The organism is Shouchella oshimensis (assembly GCF_004375095.1).
GTDB classification, from domain to species: domain Bacteria; phylum Bacillota; class Bacilli; order Bacillales; family Bacillaceae_D; genus Shouchella; species Shouchella oshimensis.
This window is the reverse complement of record NZ_SNUX01000001.1, coordinates 1044799-1064920: the sequence shown is the minus strand read 5'-3', so window position 1 is coordinate 1064920 and position 20122 is coordinate 1044799. Positions and strand designations below refer to the sequence as shown.

The 20122-nt window shown below is 38.0% G+C and carries 16 protein-coding genes; 12 read left to right on the top strand and 4 right to left on the bottom strand.

Annotation, left to right across the window (positions count from 1 at the left end; all coding sequences use genetic code 11):
* The first annotated feature begins 3 nt into the window (after positions 1 to 3).
* Positions 4 to 1545, top strand: a complete 1542-nt coding sequence (locus tag E2L03_RS05550) for a glycosyltransferase (protein WP_166740191.1) — start codon at positions 4 to 6, stop codon at positions 1543 to 1545.
* Positions 1546 to 1712: 167 nt separating this feature from the next.
* Here E2L03_RS05550 and E2L03_RS05545 read toward each other — a convergent pair whose 3' ends face one another.
* Positions 1713 to 5810: an SH3 domain-containing protein gene (locus E2L03_RS05545; protein WP_134258679.1), complete on the bottom strand. Its 4098-nt coding sequence runs from the start codon at positions 5808 to 5810 to the stop codon at positions 1713 to 1715.
* Between the two features lie 206 nt (positions 5811 to 6016).
* The gene (locus E2L03_RS05540) at positions 6017 to 7039 is read right to left on the bottom strand and encodes an LCP family protein (protein ID WP_134258678.1); all 1023 of its coding nucleotides are present in this window, start codon (positions 7037 to 7039) and stop codon (positions 6017 to 6019) included.
* 446 nt (positions 7040 to 7485) lie between these two features.
* Here E2L03_RS05540 and E2L03_RS05535 point away from each other — a divergent pair, with 446 nt between their 5' ends.
* The 6 genes from E2L03_RS05535 to E2L03_RS05510 are packed head-to-tail and all read left to right on the top strand — an operon-like array spanning position 7486 to position 13663.
* Positions 7486 to 7944 (top strand): Lrp/AsnC family transcriptional regulator, encoded by a 459-nt coding sequence (locus E2L03_RS05535; RefSeq protein ID WP_134258677.1) that lies wholly within the window; start codon positions 7486 to 7488, stop codon positions 7942 to 7944.
* 45 nt (positions 7945 to 7989) lie between these two features.
* Positions 7990 to 9012 (top strand): ABC transporter ATP-binding protein, encoded by a 1023-nt coding sequence (locus tag E2L03_RS05530; RefSeq protein WP_038482717.1) that lies wholly within the window; start codon positions 7990 to 7992, stop codon positions 9010 to 9012.
* Complete coding sequence (locus tag E2L03_RS05525) at positions 8993 to 9919, top strand: ABC transporter ATP-binding protein (RefSeq protein ID WP_038482714.1); 927 nt, start codon at positions 8993 to 8995, stop codon at positions 9917 to 9919. The genes E2L03_RS05530 and E2L03_RS05525 overlap by 20 nt, the downstream gene beginning before the upstream one ends.
* Before the next feature lie 2 nt (positions 9920 to 9921).
* Positions 9922 to 10884 carry an oligopeptide ABC transporter permease gene (gene opp4B / locus E2L03_RS05520; RefSeq protein ID WP_038482711.1) on the top strand — a complete coding sequence of 321 codons (963 nt, stop codon included), beginning with the start codon at positions 9922 to 9924 and terminating at the stop codon, positions 10882 to 10884.
* Positions 10885 to 10901: 17 nt separating this feature from the next.
* Entirely contained in the window at positions 10902 to 11813 is a 912-nt protein-coding gene (locus E2L03_RS05515; protein ID WP_038482709.1) for an ABC transporter permease, read from the top strand.
* A gap of 14 nt (positions 11814 to 11827) precedes the next feature.
* Positions 11828 to 13663 carry an oligopeptide ABC transporter substrate-binding protein gene (locus E2L03_RS05510; RefSeq protein ID WP_134258676.1) on the top strand — a complete coding sequence of 612 codons (1836 nt, stop codon included), beginning with the start codon at positions 11828 to 11830 and terminating at the stop codon, positions 13661 to 13663.
* A gap of 45 nt (positions 13664 to 13708) precedes the next feature.
* On the opposite strand, the gene E2L03_RS05505 is transcribed toward E2L03_RS05510, so the two are convergent.
* Entirely contained in the window at positions 13709 to 14311 is a 603-nt protein-coding gene (locus tag E2L03_RS05505; RefSeq protein WP_038482704.1) for a trimeric intracellular cation channel family protein, read from the bottom strand.
* A gap of 76 nt (positions 14312 to 14387) precedes the next feature.
* Between E2L03_RS05505 and E2L03_RS05500 the strand changes: the two genes are divergently transcribed.
* Positions 14388 to 15005 carry a pyroglutamyl-peptidase I gene (locus E2L03_RS05500; protein ID WP_134258675.1) on the top strand — a complete coding sequence of 206 codons (618 nt, stop codon included), beginning with the start codon at positions 14388 to 14390 and terminating at the stop codon, positions 15003 to 15005.
* Here E2L03_RS05500 and E2L03_RS05495 read toward each other — a convergent pair.
* Positions 14984 to 15616, bottom strand: coding sequence for a YigZ family protein (locus E2L03_RS05495; protein ID WP_038482698.1), 633 nt, complete (start codon positions 15614 to 15616; stop codon positions 14984 to 14986). The genes E2L03_RS05500 and E2L03_RS05495 overlap by 22 nt on opposite strands.
* 248 nt (positions 15617 to 15864) lie before the next feature.
* On the opposite strand from E2L03_RS05495, the gene E2L03_RS05490 reads away from it, so the two are divergent.
* The 4 genes from E2L03_RS05490 to E2L03_RS05475 all read left to right on the top strand — a co-directional run bounded on the left by E2L03_RS05490 (position 15865) and on the right by E2L03_RS05475 (position 20065).
* On the top strand, positions 15865 to 16995 hold the full coding sequence (locus E2L03_RS05490; protein ID WP_038482695.1) for a sensor histidine kinase: 1131 nt from the start codon (positions 15865 to 15867) through the stop codon (positions 16993 to 16995).
* A gap of 31 nt (positions 16996 to 17026) precedes the next feature.
* Positions 17027 to 17734: a response regulator transcription factor gene (locus E2L03_RS05485; protein ID WP_078440058.1), complete on the top strand. Its 708-nt coding sequence runs from the start codon at positions 17027 to 17029 to the stop codon at positions 17732 to 17734.
* 113 nt (positions 17735 to 17847) lie between these two features.
* A complete protein-coding gene (locus E2L03_RS05480; protein ID WP_038486030.1) occupies positions 17848 to 18687 on the top strand; it encodes a fatty acid kinase binding subunit FakB in 840 nt (279 codons plus the stop codon).
* Positions 18688 to 18709: 22 nt separating this feature from the next.
* Positions 18710 to 20065, top strand: a complete 1356-nt coding sequence (locus E2L03_RS05475; RefSeq protein WP_166740190.1) for an ATP-dependent helicase ComFA — start codon at positions 18710 to 18712, stop codon at positions 20063 to 20065.
* Positions 20066 to 20122 lie beyond the last annotated feature (57 nt).

The window sequence follows — 20122 nt, the reverse complement described above, 5'->3', positions numbered from 1 at the left end:
TGATTGGGTGAATCGATGATGAATATTTCCATGTTAATAAATGATTTAGACCTTAATCGAGGCGGTATTACTAGAGTTTTTTTAGATAGGGCCTCTTACTTTGCTGATGCAGGTTACAACACTTCTATCTTATCTCTTACTTATAAACATCGAAAAGAAGTAATTTATGAAGAACTTCTAAAACAAGGGAGGCTTTCATCAGCGGTAAAAAGAGTAAATTTATTCGACTATTTTAGAGAGATTTATACAAGAAATGATGATTATACAGAGGAGCAAACTCACATATCTGATGAATCATGTGAGTTTGCACATTTAGAAGAGTATGACGCTTATCAACATACTCGTCATTTTAATCATGAGGGTCATTACACTACATTTAAAAAATGGGATGGAAATGGGTATCTTAAAAATACTACCCATTTTGATTTAGAGAGACGTAAAACTAAAACCGAAGAATTTGATGAGCAGGGTATACTAAAAAGATCTCGATTTTATCAGGTTGCTTCAGGTAAAGTTATATATGAAACGTACCATACTAAAGACGGACATGTTTATATGGCAATGGATTATAATCTAGACAGTTATAAGCTCGAGAAGATTTTTTTCTTTAGCATAACTAATCAAGAAGTGACTTTTCTTAATAAAGATCCATTGAGAAGTCTTCAATTGTTATTTTTTGATATGATCGCAAAGGATATAGGAACAAAAAGTATTATCATTAATGATTCCATTGAATTAACAAATCTATTTGTAAAATTAAATGATGAGCAATATTATAAAATAGCAACAACCCATAATAATCACTTTGAAAAACCATATAAAGTTGGGTCACCTATAAAAAAACACTTTCACAATCTATTTATGAATTATAATCATTTAAGTGCAATTGTCATGTTAACTGAAACACAGAAAAATCATGTACAAAAGGAATACCCAACTGTTCCAAATATTTATTATGTCCCAAATGCTTTGTCTCGTGTACCAGAATTTAACGGAAGGAAAAAAACCAAAGTTATAGCAGTAATCACGAGACTTGATTATCAAAAAAATTTACAAGATTTAATTTATGCTTTCTCAAATGTATTAAAAAAACATTCAGATGCAACACTATTCATTTATGGAAAAGGTTCTGAGGAAGAAAAATTAAAGAAACTTGTGCACCAATTAAAGTTAGAAAGAAATATAGAGTTTTGTGGTTATACAAATAAAGCAAGCGATATTCTAGGTGAATCTTTATTCACAGTCATGACCTCTGAATTTGAAGGATCACCAATGGTTTTGAGAGAAGCCATGGTGGTTGGAACAACGGTTATAAGCTATGATTATCTTTATGGTCCAAGTGATATAATTAAAGATTCAATAACTGGGTATATTGTAGAAGATAAATCAGTTAACGAGCTCAAAAAGAAGATGATGTACTTATTAGATAACCCAGAACTAGCAAAAAGTATGGGGGAAAAAGCAAAGCAAAGTGTTATTGCTAACTATTCAGAAGATAAAGTAAGAGAGCAGTGGCTGGATTTGTTTAGAAAGGTTACTAGTTAAGACAGGGAGTACGTAACGCTTTTGAAAAAATATCTATTTAAAAAGATGGAAAAATTTACGTTAGAATGGTTTTGTCTTTTATAAAAATTGAAGGGTATTAGTAATCAATTTTGATTACTAATACCCTTTTTAGCTAGAATCAGTTCAGTATCCCTAATAAAAGAAAACTAAATAGTGTTAGCTTTTATCCAACCTTCTTGGCCATTAATCTTAACCTTGATAAAGCCCGAGTTAGTATCTAGAACCTCAACAGATTGTCCTTTTACCAATTGAAGCCAAATGGCACTATCATCAGCGGCTGAAACCAACAGATCGGTGTCAATCGTTAACGTAATAAAGTTGCCTTCTTCACTTTGCTCTGTTATCGGTGCACTTTCAGCAGGAGAGGTGTTTTCTTCGCCATTGGCTACCTCTTCATCAGAAAAAGAATCATTTTCACTGTCAGCATCTGAGTCGTTCTCAACGTTATCAGAAGAAGAATCATTGTCACTGTCAACGTCTGAGTCGACCTCAACGTCATTAGAAGAAGAATCATCGTCACTGTCAGCGTCTGAGTCGTTCTCAACGTCATCAGAAGAAGAACCATCGTTGTCAGCATCTAAGTCACTGTCAACGTCATCAGAGGAAGAATCATTGACACTGTCAGCACCTGAGTCGTTCTCAACGTTATCAGAGGAAGAATCATTGTCACTGTCAACGTCATTAGAAGAAGAATCATCGTCACTGTCAGCGTCTGAGTCGTTCTCAACGTCATCAGAAGAAGAACCATCGTTGTCAGCATCTAAGTCACTGTCAACGTCATCAGAGGAAGAATCATTGACACTGTCAGCGTCTAAATCGTTCTCTACAACCTCGACAGTAGAATCTTGTTTGTTTTTAATATCGGTTTCCAAGTTTACTATTTCATCTTCCATATTTAAAACAGTTTCAGTATCTTGCTTGTCGGAGTCTAGTTTTTTCTCAGGTTTTTCTTGCTTAGCTGAAGGATTCTCTGTTTGTAGAGGTTCTTCACTCACAATCTCTTGTTCGTCTACAAATATTGGACCCATTAATGATCTTGACATGGCTTGAATACTAGGCTCAGCAGTCTTTTCTTGAACATATTGTGCAGAAACCCATCCAGTTTGTGTACCAACCTTTATTTGATGCCAACCATTTTTCGTGTTTAAAATCTCAACGGCTTGGCCTTTATTTAAAGTGGTGAGAACTTTGTAGGAGGTTCCAGCGCCTTCACGTAAATTTAATCGTGCTGTTGTTTCACCAGCTTTTGTTACGCTTGTTTCTTTCACCTCTGACTTAGTGGAAAGAAAGTCAGCAGAAACCCAGCCAGTTTGGTTACCGGCTTTGACTTGATACCAGTTGCCTTGTTTTTGAAGAAGTTCTACCTTTTGTCCAACAGGAAGCGTCGTTAAAATTCGATGAGACGTGCCAGCGCCAGAACGAAGGTTTAAGCGAGCGGTGGTGGTAGTCGACCCAAGAGAAGGCTTGTTGTCTTCGACATTGTTCCCGTCAGTTTTAATGAAATCAGAAGAAACCCACCCAGTCTGGTTGCCGGCTTTGACTTGATACCAGTTGCCTTGTTTTTGAAGAAGCTCAAGCTTCTGTCCAACAGGAAGCGTCGTTAAAATACGATGAGACGTGCCTGCACCAGAACGAAGGTTTAAGCGAGCCGTAGTCGTCGCAGAGCCAAGAGAAGCCTTGTTGTCTTCGACATTGTTCCCGTCAGTTTTAATGAAATCAGAAGAAACCCACCCAGTTTGGTTACCAGCTTTAACTTGATACCAATTGCCTTGTTTTTGAAGAAGCTCTACCTTCTGTCCAACAGGAAGGGTCGTTAAAACGCGATGAGACGTACCTGCACCAGAACGAAGGTTTAAGCGAGCTGTAGTCGTCGCAGAGCCAAGAGAAGGTTTACTGTCTTCGACATTGTTCCCGCCAGTTTTAATGAAGTCAGCGGAGACCCACCCAGTTTGGTTACCAGCTTTAACTTGATACCAATTGCCTTGTTTTTGAAGAAGTTCAAGCTTCTGTCCAACCGTAAGTGTTGTTAAGACCCGGTGAGACGTGCCCGCACCAGAACGAAGGTTTAAGCGAGCTGTAGTCGTCGCAGAGCCAAGAGAAGGTTTACTGTCTTCGACATTGTTCCCGCCAGTTTTAATGAAGTCAGAAGAAACCCAGCCAGTTTGGTTACCGGCTTTAACTTGATACCAATTGCCTTGTTTTTGAAGAAGCTCTACCTTCTGTCCAACCGGAAGAGTCGTTAAAACGCGATGAGACGTACCTGCACCAGAACGAAGGTTTAAGCGAGCCGTAGTCGTCGCAGAGCCAAGAGAAGGCTTGTTGTCTTCGACATTGTTTCCGTCAGTTTTAATGAAGTCAGAAGAGACCCAGCCAGTTTGGTTACCAGCTTTAACTTGATACCAATTGCCTTGTTTTTGAAGAAGCTCAAGCTTCTGTCCAACCGGAAGGGTCGTTAAAACGCGATGAGACGTACCTGCACCAGAACGAAGGTTTAAGCGAGCCGTAGTCGTCGCAGAGCCAAGAGAAGGCTTACTGTCTCCGACATTGTTTCCATCGGTTTTAATGAAGTCAGCGGAGACCCAGCCAGTTTGGTTACCGGCTTTAACTTGATACCAATTGCCTTGTTTTTGAAGAAGCTCAAGCTTCTGTCCAACCGGAAGAGTCGTTAAAACACGATGAGATGTGCCTGCACCCGACCGAAGGTTTAAGCGAGCCGTAGTCGTCGCAGAGCCAAGAGAAGGCTTGTTGTCTTCGACATTGTTCCCGTCAGTTTTAATGAAATCAGAAGAAACCCACCCAGTCTGGTTGCCGGCTTTGACTTGATACCAATTACCTTGTTTTTGAAGAAGCTCAAGCTTCTGTCCAACAGGAAGCGTCGTTAAAACACGATGAGACGTGCCTGCACCAGAACGAAGGTTTAAGCGAGCCGTAGTCGTCGCAGAGCCAAGAGAAGGCTTATTGTCTTCCACATTGTCGCTTGTAATTGAGACAAAATCAGAAGAAACCCACCCAGTTTGAAAGCCAACTCTGACAAAATACCAGTTGCCTTCTTTTTTTACAATTTGCACAGTTTGGTCCTTGGAAAGAGTTGTGCGAATAGAACTATTCGTATTTGGCTGAGCACGAAGGTTTAAACGGGCCGTTGTTTTACCTTCCGCAATTATTTCTTCATCTACTTCTTCAATTTGGTCTTCACTTTCTTGCGAAAACGTTAAAAATTGTCCTGAAACGTAACCTTCTACATTCCCAACTTTTATTTGGTACCATTGTCCCGTTTTAGCGATTAATTCAACTCGTTCGTCTTTATTTAATGTAGTTAAAACAGAGTGATTTGTACCTGGACCTGTTCGTACATTTAATCTTGCGGTAGTAGTACCGTATGTATTCGGTGGTAATGGCTCAAGTTCATTGTCACCTGGTTGATTTCCTACCGGCTGATTCGTATAGACAGGAACGGAAAATTGCAAATTATAGTTGTCGACTAATCCGTATAAATTTGCCATTTGATGGGTTTGCTTGACAGCCCATCCTACATCAGTGGCATACTGGTAAGTTCCAGGAGAAGCCGGATTCCAACGCATTTTATAAAGTGTAGTCTGACCTCTGGCAAAATAATTATTGGAAACGAAACGTGCACCACCAATGATCGCATCTTCAGGTGTAAACCAGCCTTGGTTATAAGCATAACGAGCACCTGCTTGAACTGCATTTCCATCGAAAGCACCAATTCCATACATGTTGTAAACGGTACGACCGTTATATTGAACCCCTCTTGCTAACTGAGAGCCGCCATTACCTGTTTCCAATAAAGCGTGAGAGATAAGGTAAATTTCATTTACACCATGTAGTTTACTCGCATTGATAAAGGTTTGACCATGTCCAGATAAAGTCCCTTTATTAGATAAAAGTTGGGAGTTAATGGACTGTGCACTTAAACCAGCACTAGAGCTTAAGTCAAGAAACTGTAAATAAGCAGATGTTCCTTGATTAAAATTATTTGGATTCATGTAGTAGGCTACATCGTTCCTAGACGCATTTTGCCAGCGTCCGTTCCGATCAGTTTGTGGAGGAGCGGACAACCCCATTTGACGGTCAACTGCATCATTAAATGAGATGGGGTAATGATTCTCAACAACGTTAAAAGAATTTGCAAACGTTGCTTGAAGAGGGAAAGCCGTTGCGATTAAAGTGAGCGCGGAGGCTGATCCACTTGTTACTAATATTTTCGTTTTTATGATAAACACCTCCGAATTTTTTCTTCCTCAACTATACTATCGAAACGATTGTTTCATATATTAATAGAGTCAAGGTAATTTTTTTAGTCATCTCGCAAATAATGAGAGATTCTGTCACTATACCTCTTATTATAAAGAATAAAACCTAGTTAGAATGACTCATTTTTTGCTTTTTTTAATAATAAAAGACTAGATCAATGTCTAGTCTTCACTTTTTATTGCGTATAAAGTTCATTTTCAGTATCTGAAGGGAGTTCTAAGTGCTCTCTTAATGTTTGTTGCAATGCATATAAGTCTTCTTCAACTGCATCTTCATACCAAATGTTGTTTCCATAAATATCTGGACGCATTTGACCATTTGTATGAACTTGAAGTGTTTCAATGGTATCAATAGAAGAAGCGTAGCCATGTAGAGACACAATATTTCCGAATGTTAAATCCATTTGAAGGTTATTTCCAACAGCATCAAATAGATCGTTAAATCGTGTGATGCTAGAAAGAGATGCTGCTCGATCAATGATGGCTTCAATAACTTGTTGCTGACGAATGCCTCGTCCTTTGTCTCCACCACTCTCAGCCGATTTTCTTTCTCGGGCATAGGCAAGAGCTTTCTCGCCGTCCATATGAGTCGGTCCTTTTGTGAATGTAAAATCAACATTGCGGCTTTTTTCTTTAAAATCAAATTCATACGTTACATCAATATCAATTCCTTCTAACGCATCAATAATATCAACTAATCCGTCAAAGCGGGCTAATGCATAATGATCAATTGGTATGTCTAGAAGATTTTCAACCGTATCAATTGCCATATCAATGCCGCCAAAGGCGTTTGCATGGTTAATTTTATCGTAAAAAGGTCCCTCTGTATAACCAATAATTTCCGTATACGTATCTCGAGGAATGCTCGTTAGTTTAATGGAGCGATCTCCTTTATTAAAAGTAGCGACTAACATGGTATCTGTTCGTTCACCGCCGCTATCGCCTTCACGGAAGTCACTACCGAGTATAAGCATGGAAAAATTATCTTTGCCGATGTCTACAGGCTCGACCCGTAGTTCGGACATTTCACCACGATTTAATCCTTGATACGCACTAGAGGCTGTATCGTTTAACTGATTGACAATATACCAGGCCCCAGTGCCGACTGCTAAAATAGCAATTAACGCTGTAGCTAATATCGTCTTTAATAGTAACCGTCTTTTCTTTTGTTTCCGACGATATTTACGCGTATCATCCATCTTATTAATCCCTCATTTCACCCACTAATTTATAAATAAAAAGCTTGTCTACATGTCAAAGTCAAATTATAGCATAATCTGTCGTGAGAATAGCACGTAAAATAATAGAAATTAAGTTAGATTACTTGACAACATGTCACAACAAGCAAGAATAATTTGACAGTATAATAAATGAGCTTGTTTTTAGCGTACTAAAGGTTAGAATAATGTGAAAAAATAATAATATACATTATTTTAAGATATGGTATACTGGAAAAACGTGACTATCAAAAAGTTTGTAAAACTATAAATTATAGTCACATTTGTCTAAAAAATTTGTTGCTTTCTTCAAATAGTTCTTATATACTGACAATAACTTTTACGAAAAAATGAATAAATCTGATTATTTTATCATGAATTCGTAGCGGAAGTTTAAATCGAAGTTGGGAAATAGAGAGTGATACGAGATGGAGAAACTTGACTCGCTAGATTTTAAAATATTGGATTTATACCAAAAAAACGGTAAATTTACGTATAGCCAAATTGCAAGACAATTGCATGTAAGTGAAGGAACTATCAGGCAACGCTCAAAAAGAATGGTCAACAGTGGTGTTTTCGACTTCATTATTAAGATTGATCCAACCAAATTGGGCTTAAGTGTAAAAGCGATTATCGGCATAAATGTCAAGGTTGGAAAACAAGATGAGGTTGGGAAATGGCTAGCTTCTTTTAAAGAAATCATTTGCGTCGACTCGGTCTCTGGCTATCATCACTTCATTGTTCAAGCCTATTTCAACGACAATGAGCGACTTATAAAGTTTGTGAATGAAACACTGACGCAATCACCGTTTATTCAACAACTGGACGTCAGTATACAGCTAAAAGCGTACAAGAATGTTTTAGGTTATTCATTGACAGATAAATGAGATAACGTATGTGAACGAAACATTTAATTAGTTAGGTGGGATAAGATGTCGGACAATACACTTCTTCAGATTCAGAATTTAAAAACATCTTTTCGAATTAATAATGAATATTATGCAGCTGTTGACGATGTCACGCTCACTGTAAATAAGAATGAAATTCTTGGCATTGTAGGAGAATCCGGTTCAGGGAAAAGTGCATTAGGGTTTTCCATTCTAGGATTACATCCAAAAGATAAATCGAAAATTGAAGGTGAAATCAATTATAAAGGTGAAGATATTGCTAAAGTATCTGAAGCAAGGTTGCAAAAGTTAAGAGGTGGAGAGTTAGGGATGATTTTTCAAGACCCAATGTCAGCGCTAAACCCACTCATGATAATTGGGAAACAACTTGAAGAATCGCTTATTTTACATACAAATTTATCAAAAACGGAGAGGAAAAATAGAGTATTAGAACTTTTACAACAAGTTGGTATTTCAAGACCAGATGTGGTTTATAGTCAATATCCACACGAACTTTCTGGTGGAATGAGGCAAAGAGTGGTAATTGGAATCGCCATTTCTTGTAATCCTGCTTTTTTAATAGCGGATGAACCAACGACTGCACTTGATGTAACGATACAAGCGCAAATATTAGGACTTATAAGCAAACTTAAAAATGAATTAAACAGTGGTGTTATCTTAATTACCCATGATCTAGGTGTTGTCGCGGAAATGGCAGATAAAGTGGCTGTTATGTATGCTGGTCAAATTGTTGAATTAGCTCCAGTTGAAGAGTTATTTGCTAATCCAAAGCATCCATACACGAGATCGCTATTACAATCAAACCCAACTAATAATACAGCTAAAACCAAGTTACATGTTATTCAAGGGGTAGTGCCTTCTTTAGTGAATTTACCTAGAACGGGTTGTCGATTTGCAGAACGCATTCCATGGATTGGTGATGCAGCGCATGAAGAAAACCCTCAACTTCATGAAATATCACCAAATCATTATGTTCGTTGTAGTTGCTACAAGACATTTGAATTTGCACCTAAGGAGGAAGTAGCGGATGGGATTTCTGCAAATTAAAGATTTAAAAATACATTTTCCTATTAAAGCAGGTATTTTAAAAAGAACCGTTGGGTATGTAAAGGCTGTTGATGGATTAAACATTTCATTAGAGGAAGGAAAAACATATGGTCTAGTTGGTGAATCCGGTTCTGGAAAGACAACAACTGGAAGAGGCATTATTGGATTAAATGATATTACGTCTGGTCAGATCTTTATTAATAATAAAGAAGTAACGAAGCGAAATATAAAAGAGTTTAGAAGAGATGTACAAATGGTTTTTCAAGACCCCTATTCTTCATTAAATCCTAAAAAAAGAATCATAGACATTGTTGCAGAACCATTTAGGAATTTCGAAAAAATGACAAAGCAAGAAGAACAACGAGCTGTACAAGAATTGCTAGAACGAGTAGGTATAAGTCCTGATAGTATTTTTAAATATCCACATGAATTCTCAGGAGGGCAGCGTCAACGTATTGGTATTGCTAGGGCCATAGCCTTAAAGCCAAAATTAATAATAGCGGATGAACCAGTTTCTGCATTAGACGTATCTGTTCAAGCTCAAGTATTAAACTTTATGCAAGATATTCAAAAAGATCTAAATTTAACTTACTTTTTTATAAGTCATGATTTAGGCATCATACGCCATATATGCGATCATATCGGTATTATGTATAAAGGTCGATTTGTAGAGGAAGGAACACCTGATGACATCTTTACTAACCCGCAGCACATCTATACGCGAAGGTTAATATCCTCTATTCCAGATATTGATCCAACTAAAAGAGGAGATATTCAATTGATTCGGAAGAAAATAAATCAAGAGTATGAAACGAATACACAAGATTATTTTGATAACGAAGGACTTGCATACCCTTTAAAAAGTTTGTCTCCAACTCATAGAGTTGCAATGCCGGAAGGGAGTTAACGATGTGGAAATTTATTGTTAGACGTATGTTAATTGCAGTTCCACAGTTGTTCTTTCTAAGTATACTTGTGTTTATTTTAGCTAGTCAAATGCCAGGTGATCCGTTTACAGGGATGATAGATCCTAGTATTACTGCAGAGCGTTTAGCAGAATTACGTGAAATACATGGGTTAAACGATCCTTGGTATCAACAGTATGGGCGATGGATAGGGAATGCTATAACAGGAGACTTTGGTCAGTCATTTCGCTACAAAATGGATGTTACAGAACTTATTGGTGATCGCTTATTAAATACAGCAGGTTTAGGGGTACTTACCTTACTCTTTTCTTATTTGATTGCCATTCCTCTAGGCATTGTAAGTGGACGCTTTAATGATACATGGGCAGACCGGGCCATTGCAGGTTATACATACGTTGGTTTCGCAGTTCCAAGCTTTATTTTTGGGCTTATCGCACTATTTATTTTTGGTTTCCGTTTAAACTGGTTTCCTGTTAGCGGAAGTGTTTCTCCTGGTCTTGTAACAGGGACGTTTGAATACTATATAAGTAAAATCTATCATATGACGTTACCGGCACTATCTCTTGCTCTCATAACGACTGTTGGAACTGTGCAGTATTTAAGAAGCGAGATTATTGATATTAAACATAAAGAATTTATCTTAACAGCTAAGGCAAAGGGAGCAAGTGAAAATAGAGTTTACAATAAGCATATTTTCAGAAATTCCCTACTTCCTATCGCTGCCTTCTTCGGATACGAAATTACAGGGATATTAGGTGGTTCTGTTTTTATTGAAAGGGTTTTTAGCTTTCCGGGAATTGGGGATTTGCTAATATCTTCAATTAATAATAGAGATTATAGTGTCGTCACTGCGCTCTTATTACTATCTGGTTGTTTAGCTGTAATTGGAACAATGTTGTCAGACATTATTTTAAGCATGGTAGACCCACGAATTCGTATTAAGTAAGAGGGTGAGGATTAAAAATGGAAGCACAAAAAAAGATACAAATCGATCCAAGTAAAGATGCTCTTATCAAAACACCATCAGGAGCCAAAGTTATACTTGTTGAAATTTTAAAAGATAAAGTTGCGTTAATTTCAGCAATCTTCTTATTGTTAATTGCTGCGTTTGTGTTCAGTGTTTCAATTATTCTAGATCAAGATCAAATTGTCACGGTTGATTTACTAGCTATTTTTGAACCTCCGTCATCTGAATTTTGGTTAGGTACCGATCATGGTGGACGTGATGTGTTTGGTCAATTAATCATTGGTACACGTAATTCTTTATTAATAGGGATCGCGGTCACGGTGTTGTCTGGAATTGTTGGATTAGGAATGGGCTTAATTGCAGGCTATTTTGGCGGTCACACTGACAACGTAGTTATGCGAATTGTTGATTTCTTCTTAGTACTGCCAACTACAATGATTATCATTGCGTTTGTAGCGGTTGTGCCTAATTATTCACTTCTTCAATTTACATTAATTATGTCTGCTTTTATATGGATATCAATGGCAAGGTTAATACGTTCAAAAGCTCTACAACAGAGTGAACTTGAATATATACAAGCAGCTCGTACATTAGGGACACCGCATTACAAGATTATTTTTAGTCATTTACTACCAAATTTAAATTCTATTATTATCGTAAACTTAACGCTTAGTTTGGCTGCGAATATTGGAATTGAAACAGGATTATCGTTTTTAGGATTTGGCTTTCCAGAGTCCACACCAAGTTTAGGGACATTAATGAGTCATGCGACAAATCCACAGATTTTTGAGCTACGCCCATGGGTATGGTTACCTGCATCGATTTTAGTTTTAGTGTTGATGCTGTGTATAAATAATGTTGGTCAAGCATTAAAACGCGCGACTGATGCAAAACAAAGAAGAGGTTAAAAGGAGGAGCAATTATGAAAAAGCTTTTAAAGCCTAAATTTTATTTAGCACCTACGCTTGTTGCCGTTCTAGCACTTGCGGCTTGTAGTGATAATGGTGATGGGGGAGGATCGTCTGAACCAAGTGGTACTGGAGAAGAAGAGGGCTCAGAAGAAACCATTGAAAATGAAGATGGTATTTATTCTTTAGATGATTTTGAACCGACAAAAACAGCAGATGGAGAAGCCATTGAAGGTGGCACATTAAACGTTGGTGTTGTAGCTAGCTCTCCGTTTGAAGGCACACTTGATTGGCAACATTACTCCATTTCAACTGATAATGACATAATACAATTCTTTAGTGAATCATTATTCACAATGGATGAAGCCTTTAACATTACAGATGAGGGTGCGGCAACTATTGACGTTTCTGAAGATAATTTAACATATACGATTACGATTAAAGATAATGTCAACTGGCACGATGGAGAGCCTGTAAAAGCAGAAGACTTTGTCTTTGCGCATGAAGTTATTGGTCATAAAGATTATGACGGTGTCCGCTACGATGCTTCTTTTAGAAATATTGTTGGTATGGAAGAATACCACAATGAAGAAGCGGACGACATTTCAGGGTTTAATATTATTGATGAAAAAACAGTCGAATTGACGTTTAAAGAAGCAACCCCTTCATTAATGAGCGGTGGTATTTGGTACTATGCGATGCCTAAGCATTATTTTGAAGGCGTTGAAGTAGCAGATATGTCTTCGTCTGATCAAGTACGTAGAGAACCATTAGGATACGGACCATTCGTTGTAGAAAACATCGTTCCAGGTGAGTCTGTGACCCTCTCTAAAAATGAAGACTATTGGCAAGGTGCACCTCTCGTTGATGAAGTTGTGTTGACAGTTGTAAACCCAGATGTTGTAGTCGAATCGTTAAAAACAGGCCAAATTGATATCGTTACAACATTCCCGGCAACGCAATTCGCAGATAATGCAGATATGAGTAATGTGGATTGGTTGGGAAGAGTGTCAAGAGGCTATCAGTATACAGGATTTAAACTCGGTACATGGGATGCTGACGCAGGCGAAGTTTCGTATGATCCTGATTCAAAAATGGCTAATGAGTCATTACGTGAAGCGGTTCGACTAGCTGTTAATTATGAAGAATTAGGAAACCGGATGTATAATGGATTGCGCTTTCCAGCAACAACGGTTATTCCGCCATACCATGCTTTGTACCATGATGATGCAAACCCAGGATTTGACTATGATCCAGAGAGAGCGAAAGAGCTATTAGCAGAAGCTGGCTATGAAGATTTAGATGGCGATGGGTTTGTTGAGGATCCAAATGGTGAAGAATTCGTTATCACGTATGCCGCTCGTCAAGGTGATGCAACTGCTGAGGCTGTATCCAATTATGAAATGCAGGCATGGAGAGATATTGGACTAAATATTGAGCTATTGGAAGGATCTCTCACTGAGCCAAATGCATTCTATGATCGCATTGAAGAAGATGATCCAGCGATTGACATGTATTCTGCTGGATGGAATGTAGGCTCTGACGTTGATCCTTCTGGAATATTTGGATCACAATCAATGTTTAACTACCCACGTTATACAGATGATACATTAGAGGAAATATTAGCTGATGGACTTTCTGAAGATGCATTTGAACAATCTTATCGACAAGATGTATACAATCAATTCCAAGCTCATATTAATGAAGTACTACCACTTGCACCAACACTTTATCAAATTGATACATTCCCAATTAATAACCGTGTAAGCGGGATTTCATATGAAGTTGGAAATAACGATTATGGCTGGCATACAGTTCAGTTAAATGATGAAAACGCAGCAGTTGATTAATAGTTATAGCGAAAGAGCTAGGTAGAATTTCTGCCTAGCTCTTTTCTAAATCCTCTTATCCACTTGTGGCAATCGCCATTTGTAATGAACAGTTAGCATACGCATGACAATAATTAAGACAAATAAGCTATATTGCATAATGGGGTGGTCTAAACCAAGTCCGATTACGATACCGCCCATCAACGCCCAGCCAGCGTAAATGTCGCTATGAAGCACCATCGGTTTTCTACCGGCGAGAACATCACGAAGAATGCCTCCACCTACACCGGTTAACACGGCAGCGAGCATCATAGCAAATATAGATTCGTTCGCCGTTTTAGCAAAGAGTGCACCTTGAATGGCAAAGGCAGATAAGCCGACTGCGTCAAAAAAGACGCCCCATCGATCCCATAGTTTAAATAAAAATGCAGGTAGAAAGAATAGAACGGTAATGAGGCAGAAGGTAATGATAAACAAAGATGTTTGACTCCAAAAAGCGGAAACAGGGATGCCTACAACGATGTTTCGAATCATTCCACCACCAAAGGCCGTAATGAAAGCGAGTGTATACACGCCAAATAAATCATATTTTTCTTCAAAGGCAACGATTGCGCCAGATAGAGCAAAAGCAATTGTGCCAATTATCGTAAAGATTTCCCAAGTGTCCACGTAGCGTCCCTCATTCTTATGTTGTCATATGATATGATAGTGATAACAAGATGGAAAGTAAAGGGGGATACTTCTAATGAAAAAAATGATTGTAACTGGATTTGAACCATTCCTCGATCATGATGCGAATCCAAGTGAGTTAATTGTGTCAGCATTAGATGAAAAAGTGATAAATGGGCTACAGGTAAAAAGCGTTGTGCTACCGGTCTCCTTTCAACGAGCAACAGAAAAAATGAAAACGCTAATAAAGGAAGAGAACCCAGCAGCTATTGTGATGTTAGGTCTTGCAGGAAAACGAACGGCTATCTCGTTAGAGCGAGTAGCAATTAATGTAATGGATGGTCCAGAAGATAATGACGGGGTCGTTATGAACGATCAACGAATAAACGAAAAAGGACCAGCTGCTTATTTCTCAACGCTCCCACTTCGAGAGATAGAGACAGCGGTGAAGGAATACGATCCACATGTTTATGTGTCAAATACAGCTGGTACGTATGTTTGCAATGCCCTTATGTATGAAACGTTGCATGAGCTAAAGCATTGGGACAAGCGTGTCCCGAGCGGATTTATTCATATCCCCTTTACGAAAGAATTAAAGGAAGAAAACCCACTCACACAAGAAAATCTTCATCATGCTGTAACCGTATTACTTGATAGATTGTCTCTTTCGATTCAAGCGTCTGTCTCTAAATAGACGCTTTTTCCTTGTGTTGTTTCAGCTTGTCCATTTGTCAGTTCTGTTATCCAGTCTTTGTATGCATTGATCTGATCGGATTGAACAAATACGTGCACCGTGACAGAATCAGCATAGGTGATTTCCTTTAAAGGATAAGAAGATTGGCGAATTTCATTTTCAATTTTTCCGAGCCATGTGTAATCAATAGCCGTGGCCATTGTATAACAGAGAGTACGATTTACCATGCCAATTTGATTTAAGCCTTCACTTACAGAACCACCATAAGCACGAATCAACCCACCTGCACCTAGTTTAATGCCACCAAAATAGCGGGTGACAACAACGGTAGTGTCTTTTAATCCCCGTTTCTTTAAGACTTCAAGCATCGGTACACCAGCTGTTCCGCTCGGTTCACCATCATCGTTCGCCTTTTGTATATGGTCGGTTTCACCAATTAAATAGGCGGAACAATTGTGGGTCGCATTCCAATGATTTTTTTTGATTTCTTGAATAAAATGAAGGGCTTCTTGCTCTGTAGGTGTGCGTTTAAAGTGGGAAATAAATCGTGATTTTTGAATTACAATTTCATGACTACCTGATTGTTTGACCGTTTTATAGTTCGCTAACAATGGTTTCCTCCTATAATAATTTTTATATTTTTACATATTCACGAAACCGTGATGTAACACTGGTCTGATAGTATTGGCGGTATTCTCTACTACTGAGATAAAAATCATACTCTTTTACTATATACGTCTTTCTTTCTCCATCGGATAGTGTAAGATAAGAATAACGGATAGTGGCTTAATTTTAAAGTATAAGGCTTTAAGCCCAGTTGTAGCAACGAAACCATTGTTTTAATAAAGTGGGGATATAAATGGAAGAAGTAAAAGTTTTAAATCAGATTATTTCTCAAACAATAGATACGGTTTCAACAAGTAGAGAAAAGATTTTTGAAATTGGAGAACGATCAAGAACTGAGCATGTTTATTTAAGTAAGGAACTTGAGCAAACCAAACAAAAAGTGTTAGAAGTCATTGAAAAAGTGGATAAATCGTCTCTCAATGCAAGGCATGCAAGAAACCGTTTAGCAAAAGTTAGTAAAGAATTTAATAACTATACGAATGATGAAGTTCGAGCGGCATATGAACAAGCTAGTGAATTTCAAGTCGAAATGGCCGTTTTACAACAGGAAGAAAAACTATTACGGACGAGAAGAGACGATATTGAAAGACGATTAAGAAACTTACAAGATACAATAAGTCGTGCTGAACAACTTTCCGTACAAATGTCAGTGGTGTTTGATTTTTTAGCTAGCGATTTGAAAAAAGTTGGAGAAATTATTGAAGATGCGAAGGAAAAGCAATCTTTTGGGTTGAAGATAATAGAAGCTCAAGAGGAAGAGAGAGGTCGATTATCTCGCGAAATTCATGATGGACCAGCTCAAATGATGGCAAATGTAATGTTGCATTCAGAATTAATTGAACGCATTTACAATGAAAAAGGAATTCAAGAGGCATTAAAAGAAATTCGTGGATTGCGAATAATGGTTCGGTCCTCCTTAGCAGAAGTACGAAGAATTATCTATGATTTGCGACCGATGGCACTGGAAGATCTTGGTTTAGTACCGACTTTAAGGAAATATTTGGAAAATAGCGAAGAACGCCATGATTTAACCATTCATTTTAAACATTTTGGCATTGATAACAGGTTAGAGCAGCATTTTGAGATTGCTCTTTTCAGGCTTGTGCAAGAAGCCGTTCAAAATGCATTAAAGCATGCCAAGCCTTCAGAGATTCTTGTGAAAATTGAAATGAAACCGAATCAAGTGATGGTTGTCGTGAAAGATGATGGCATTGGCTTTAACCCATCCCAGAAAAAAGAAGCATCCTTTGGCTTAATTGGCATGAAAGAAAGAGTGAACATGTTGAACGGATCGATAACGATTCATTCGGAAATACAGCAAGGGACAAGTATTTTAATACAGCTGCCTATAACAACAGTTTAATAATGTAGTCGTTTACGAGAGGTGATAAACAGTGATTTTACAAGAGACAGATGAAATTAGAATTGTCATAATAGATGACCACCCATTGTTTAGAGAAGGAGTTAAACGAATTCTTTCAATGGAACAGAACTTCAATGTAGTAGCAGATGGAGAGGACGGTTCCCAAGTAATTGATCTTGTCCGTAACCATCGTCCAGATGTTATTTTAATGGATATAAATATGCCCAAGCTTAATGGCGTTGAGGCAACTAAGGAACTTGTAAAAGTGTTTCCAAAAGTAAAAGTATTAATCCTGTCTATTCATGATGATGAATCTTATGTATCCCACGTATTGCGTACAGGAGCATCAGGTTATTTATTAAAAGAGATGGATGCGGAATCACTAGTAGAAGCAGTGAAAGTGGTAGCTACTGGTGGAGCGTATATTCATCCAAAAGTAACGTCAAACTTAATTAAAGAGTATCGTCGTTTAGCAAAGCAAGATGAAAAGCATCAAGATTCTGTTGGTTATAGAGAAGTTGAATATCGTAAGCCGCTTCATATTTTAACGAGACGAGAGTGTGAAGTGCTTCAGTTAATGACGGATGGCCAGAATAATAGAGCAATTGGTGAATCTCTCTACATTAGCGAAAAAACCGTAAAAAATCACGTTAGTAATATTTTGCAAAAAATGAATGTAAATGATCGAACTCAGGCGGTTGTTGAAGCGATTAAAAAAGGTTATGTCATTGTTCGATAAGAAACGATATTATTTCTCGGGAAATTCTTTATTATTTCTTGAATGTCAGGACTATTTCCGCTAAATTTAAGGGAAGTGACTGATTGTAGAAAAGAAGCGAGGAATAACGAATGATAAAAACCGCGGTAATTACTGATACAACAGCCTACCTAGCAAAAAAGACGATTGAAGAACTGAAGATCAATACAATTCCTTTAAGTGTTAATTTTTCAGATGGCACTTATAGAGAAGGAATGGATCTAACGACGGAGGCTTTCTATCAAAAGCTTGAGGAAGAGGAAGCGTTACCAACAACTTCTCAGCCAGCGATAGGAGAGTTTGTTGAGTTATTTGATCGTCTTGAGCAAGAAGGTTATACAGACGTCGTTTGTATTCATCTCTCAGCGAAAATAAGTGGAACGCTTCAAACCGCTTTATCTGCAGGGGAAATGAAAGAGAAGTTAAACGTATATGGATTTGACTCGGAAATAAGCTGTTCTCCACAAGGGTTTTATGTTCGCTCTGCAGCTAAATTAGCTCTTGAAGGAAGTAGTGGTGCAGATATACTTACATATTTAGAAAAGCAAAAACAACAAGTTCGTGCCTACTTTATGGTTCATGATTTAAACCATTTGAGACGTGGAGGGCGTTTAAGCGGAGCTCAAGCCGTTTTTGGAAGTTTGTTACAAATAAAGCCGATTCTTCATTTTGAAGAAGGTCAAATTATGCCGTTTGAAAAAGTGAGAACAGAGAAAAAAGCGCTTAACCGCATGCTTGATCTATTATTCGATGACTTGAAGAATGGTCATGTGAATGAAATCGCAGTTATTCATGCTAATCGCCCAGAAGGAGCGGAAAACCTAAAAGTAAAAATTCAAGACGCTTATCCTGAAGCGAATGTAGAAATTAGCTATTTTGGTCCAGTCATTGGGACTCATTTAGGACCGAGTAGTTTAGGGATTGGTTGGTGTTAATTCAATACAGGGAGGTATGTTGTTGAACAAGAAAGACGTTAAAAAGATCCAGCATTGGTTGCATCATCGTTGTATGCTGTCTAGTGAATGGCCTTTTTCGGCTGAATTATTGCTTCAATCAAAACAGAAGCAGCTCGTGCATTCAGAACCTGTTTTAGTATATAAGAAGGGTATCTGGAAATGTGTACGGTGTGGAAATGATAAGCCGTCCCTTTTTTATAGTCATTTTTGTTATCATTGTGAAACTACCTGTACGTATTGTCGACACTGTATTCAAATGGGAAAGGCTTCTTCCTGTAAACAGTTTCTTGTTTGGACTGGAGATTCTCTTCAATACAAACGAAAAGAAACCACTTGTCAATGGGAAGGAGAACTTTCTCTTTACCAAAAAAAAGCCAGCAATCAGCTTGTAGTAGCAGTTGAACAAAGAAATCAAGCGCATCTTATTTGGGCAGTCTGTGGTGCTGGTAAAACGGAAATTCTCTTTCCAATGATTGAAAAAAGCATTGAATTAGGTTTTCGAATAGGTATTGCCACGCCTAGAACAGATGTTGTGAAAGAATTAAGTCCTCGTTTAAAATATGCGTTTCCTACAGTTAGCCAAGCCAGTCTCTATGGCGGTAGTCGTGATAAGAACTCACTTGCCCAGCTAGTGCTGGCAACAACTCATCAGCTTATTCGCTATTCTCATGCTTTTGATGTTCTCGTCATTGATGAAGTGGATGCATTTCCCTACACGTATGATGCTTCCTTACAATACGCAAGTATGCGAGCAAAAAAACCTCAAGCTACCACGATTTTTTTAAGTGCAACACCTTCCGTAAAGTTGAGAAACACGCCCAATCTTATAGTAACGAAAATTCCACGACGATTTCATGGGAAGCCCATTCCTTTGCCAGCTTTTCAATGGATTGGAAACTGGAATCGACATCTTCAAAAAGGAACACTACCGGAAAAAATGATGCGGTGGATCCAACTCCATACAGACAAGCCACGATTAATCTTTTTCCCTTCTATTCAAACATTGAAGACATGTTCCATGATATTAAATGAGCTTGAGCTTGATCATGGTTCCGTTTACTCTGAAGCACCAAATCGACATCCAGTCATTCAAGCATTTAAACAAAAGCGTCTTTCTTTGCTATTAACAACGACAATATTAGAAAGAGGGGTTACCGTTGAAAATTTGCAAGTAGCCGTACTTGGTGCTGAGCAACCAATATTTGATGAGGCGTGCCTTGTGCAAATAGCAGGAAGAGTCGGTAGGAAACAAGAGTTTCCAGATGGTGATATTCTTTACTGGCATTACGGAATAACTGCTTCCATGTTAAAAGCAAAGTACCATATTGATAAAATGAATAAAGAAGGAATGCTATGAGCAACTGCGTTGTTTGTCAGCGGACTTTTTTTCAGGAAATATCTGTTCATTCTCTTT

Coding starts and splice junctions, on each gene's coding strand:
- E2L03_RS05515 (WP_038482709.1), top strand. CDS start 10,902: ATGGAAGCACAAAAAAAGATACAAATCGATCCAAGTAAAGATGCTCTT.
- E2L03_RS05500 (WP_134258675.1), top strand. CDS start 14,388: ATGAAAAAAATGATTGTAACTGGATTTGAACCATTCCTCGATCATGAT.
- E2L03_RS05510 (WP_134258676.1), top strand. CDS start 11,828: ATGAAAAAGCTTTTAAAGCCTAAATTTTATTTAGCACCTACGCTTGTT.
- E2L03_RS05525 (WP_038482714.1), top strand. CDS start 8,993: ATGGGATTTCTGCAAATTAAAGATTTAAAAATACATTTTCCTATTAAA.
- E2L03_RS05490 (WP_038482695.1), top strand. CDS start 15,865: ATGGAAGAAGTAAAAGTTTTAAATCAGATTATTTCTCAAACAATAGAT.
- E2L03_RS05530 (WP_038482717.1), top strand. CDS start 7,990: ATGTCGGACAATACACTTCTTCAGATTCAGAATTTAAAAACATCTTTT.
- opp4B (WP_038482711.1), top strand. CDS start 9,922: ATGTGGAAATTTATTGTTAGACGTATGTTAATTGCAGTTCCACAGTTG.
- E2L03_RS05535 (WP_134258677.1), top strand. CDS start 7,486: ATGGAGAAACTTGACTCGCTAGATTTTAAAATATTGGATTTATACCAA.
- E2L03_RS05540 (WP_134258678.1), bottom strand. CDS start 7,039: ATGGATGATACGCGTAAATATCGTCGGAAACAAAAGAAAAGACGGTTA.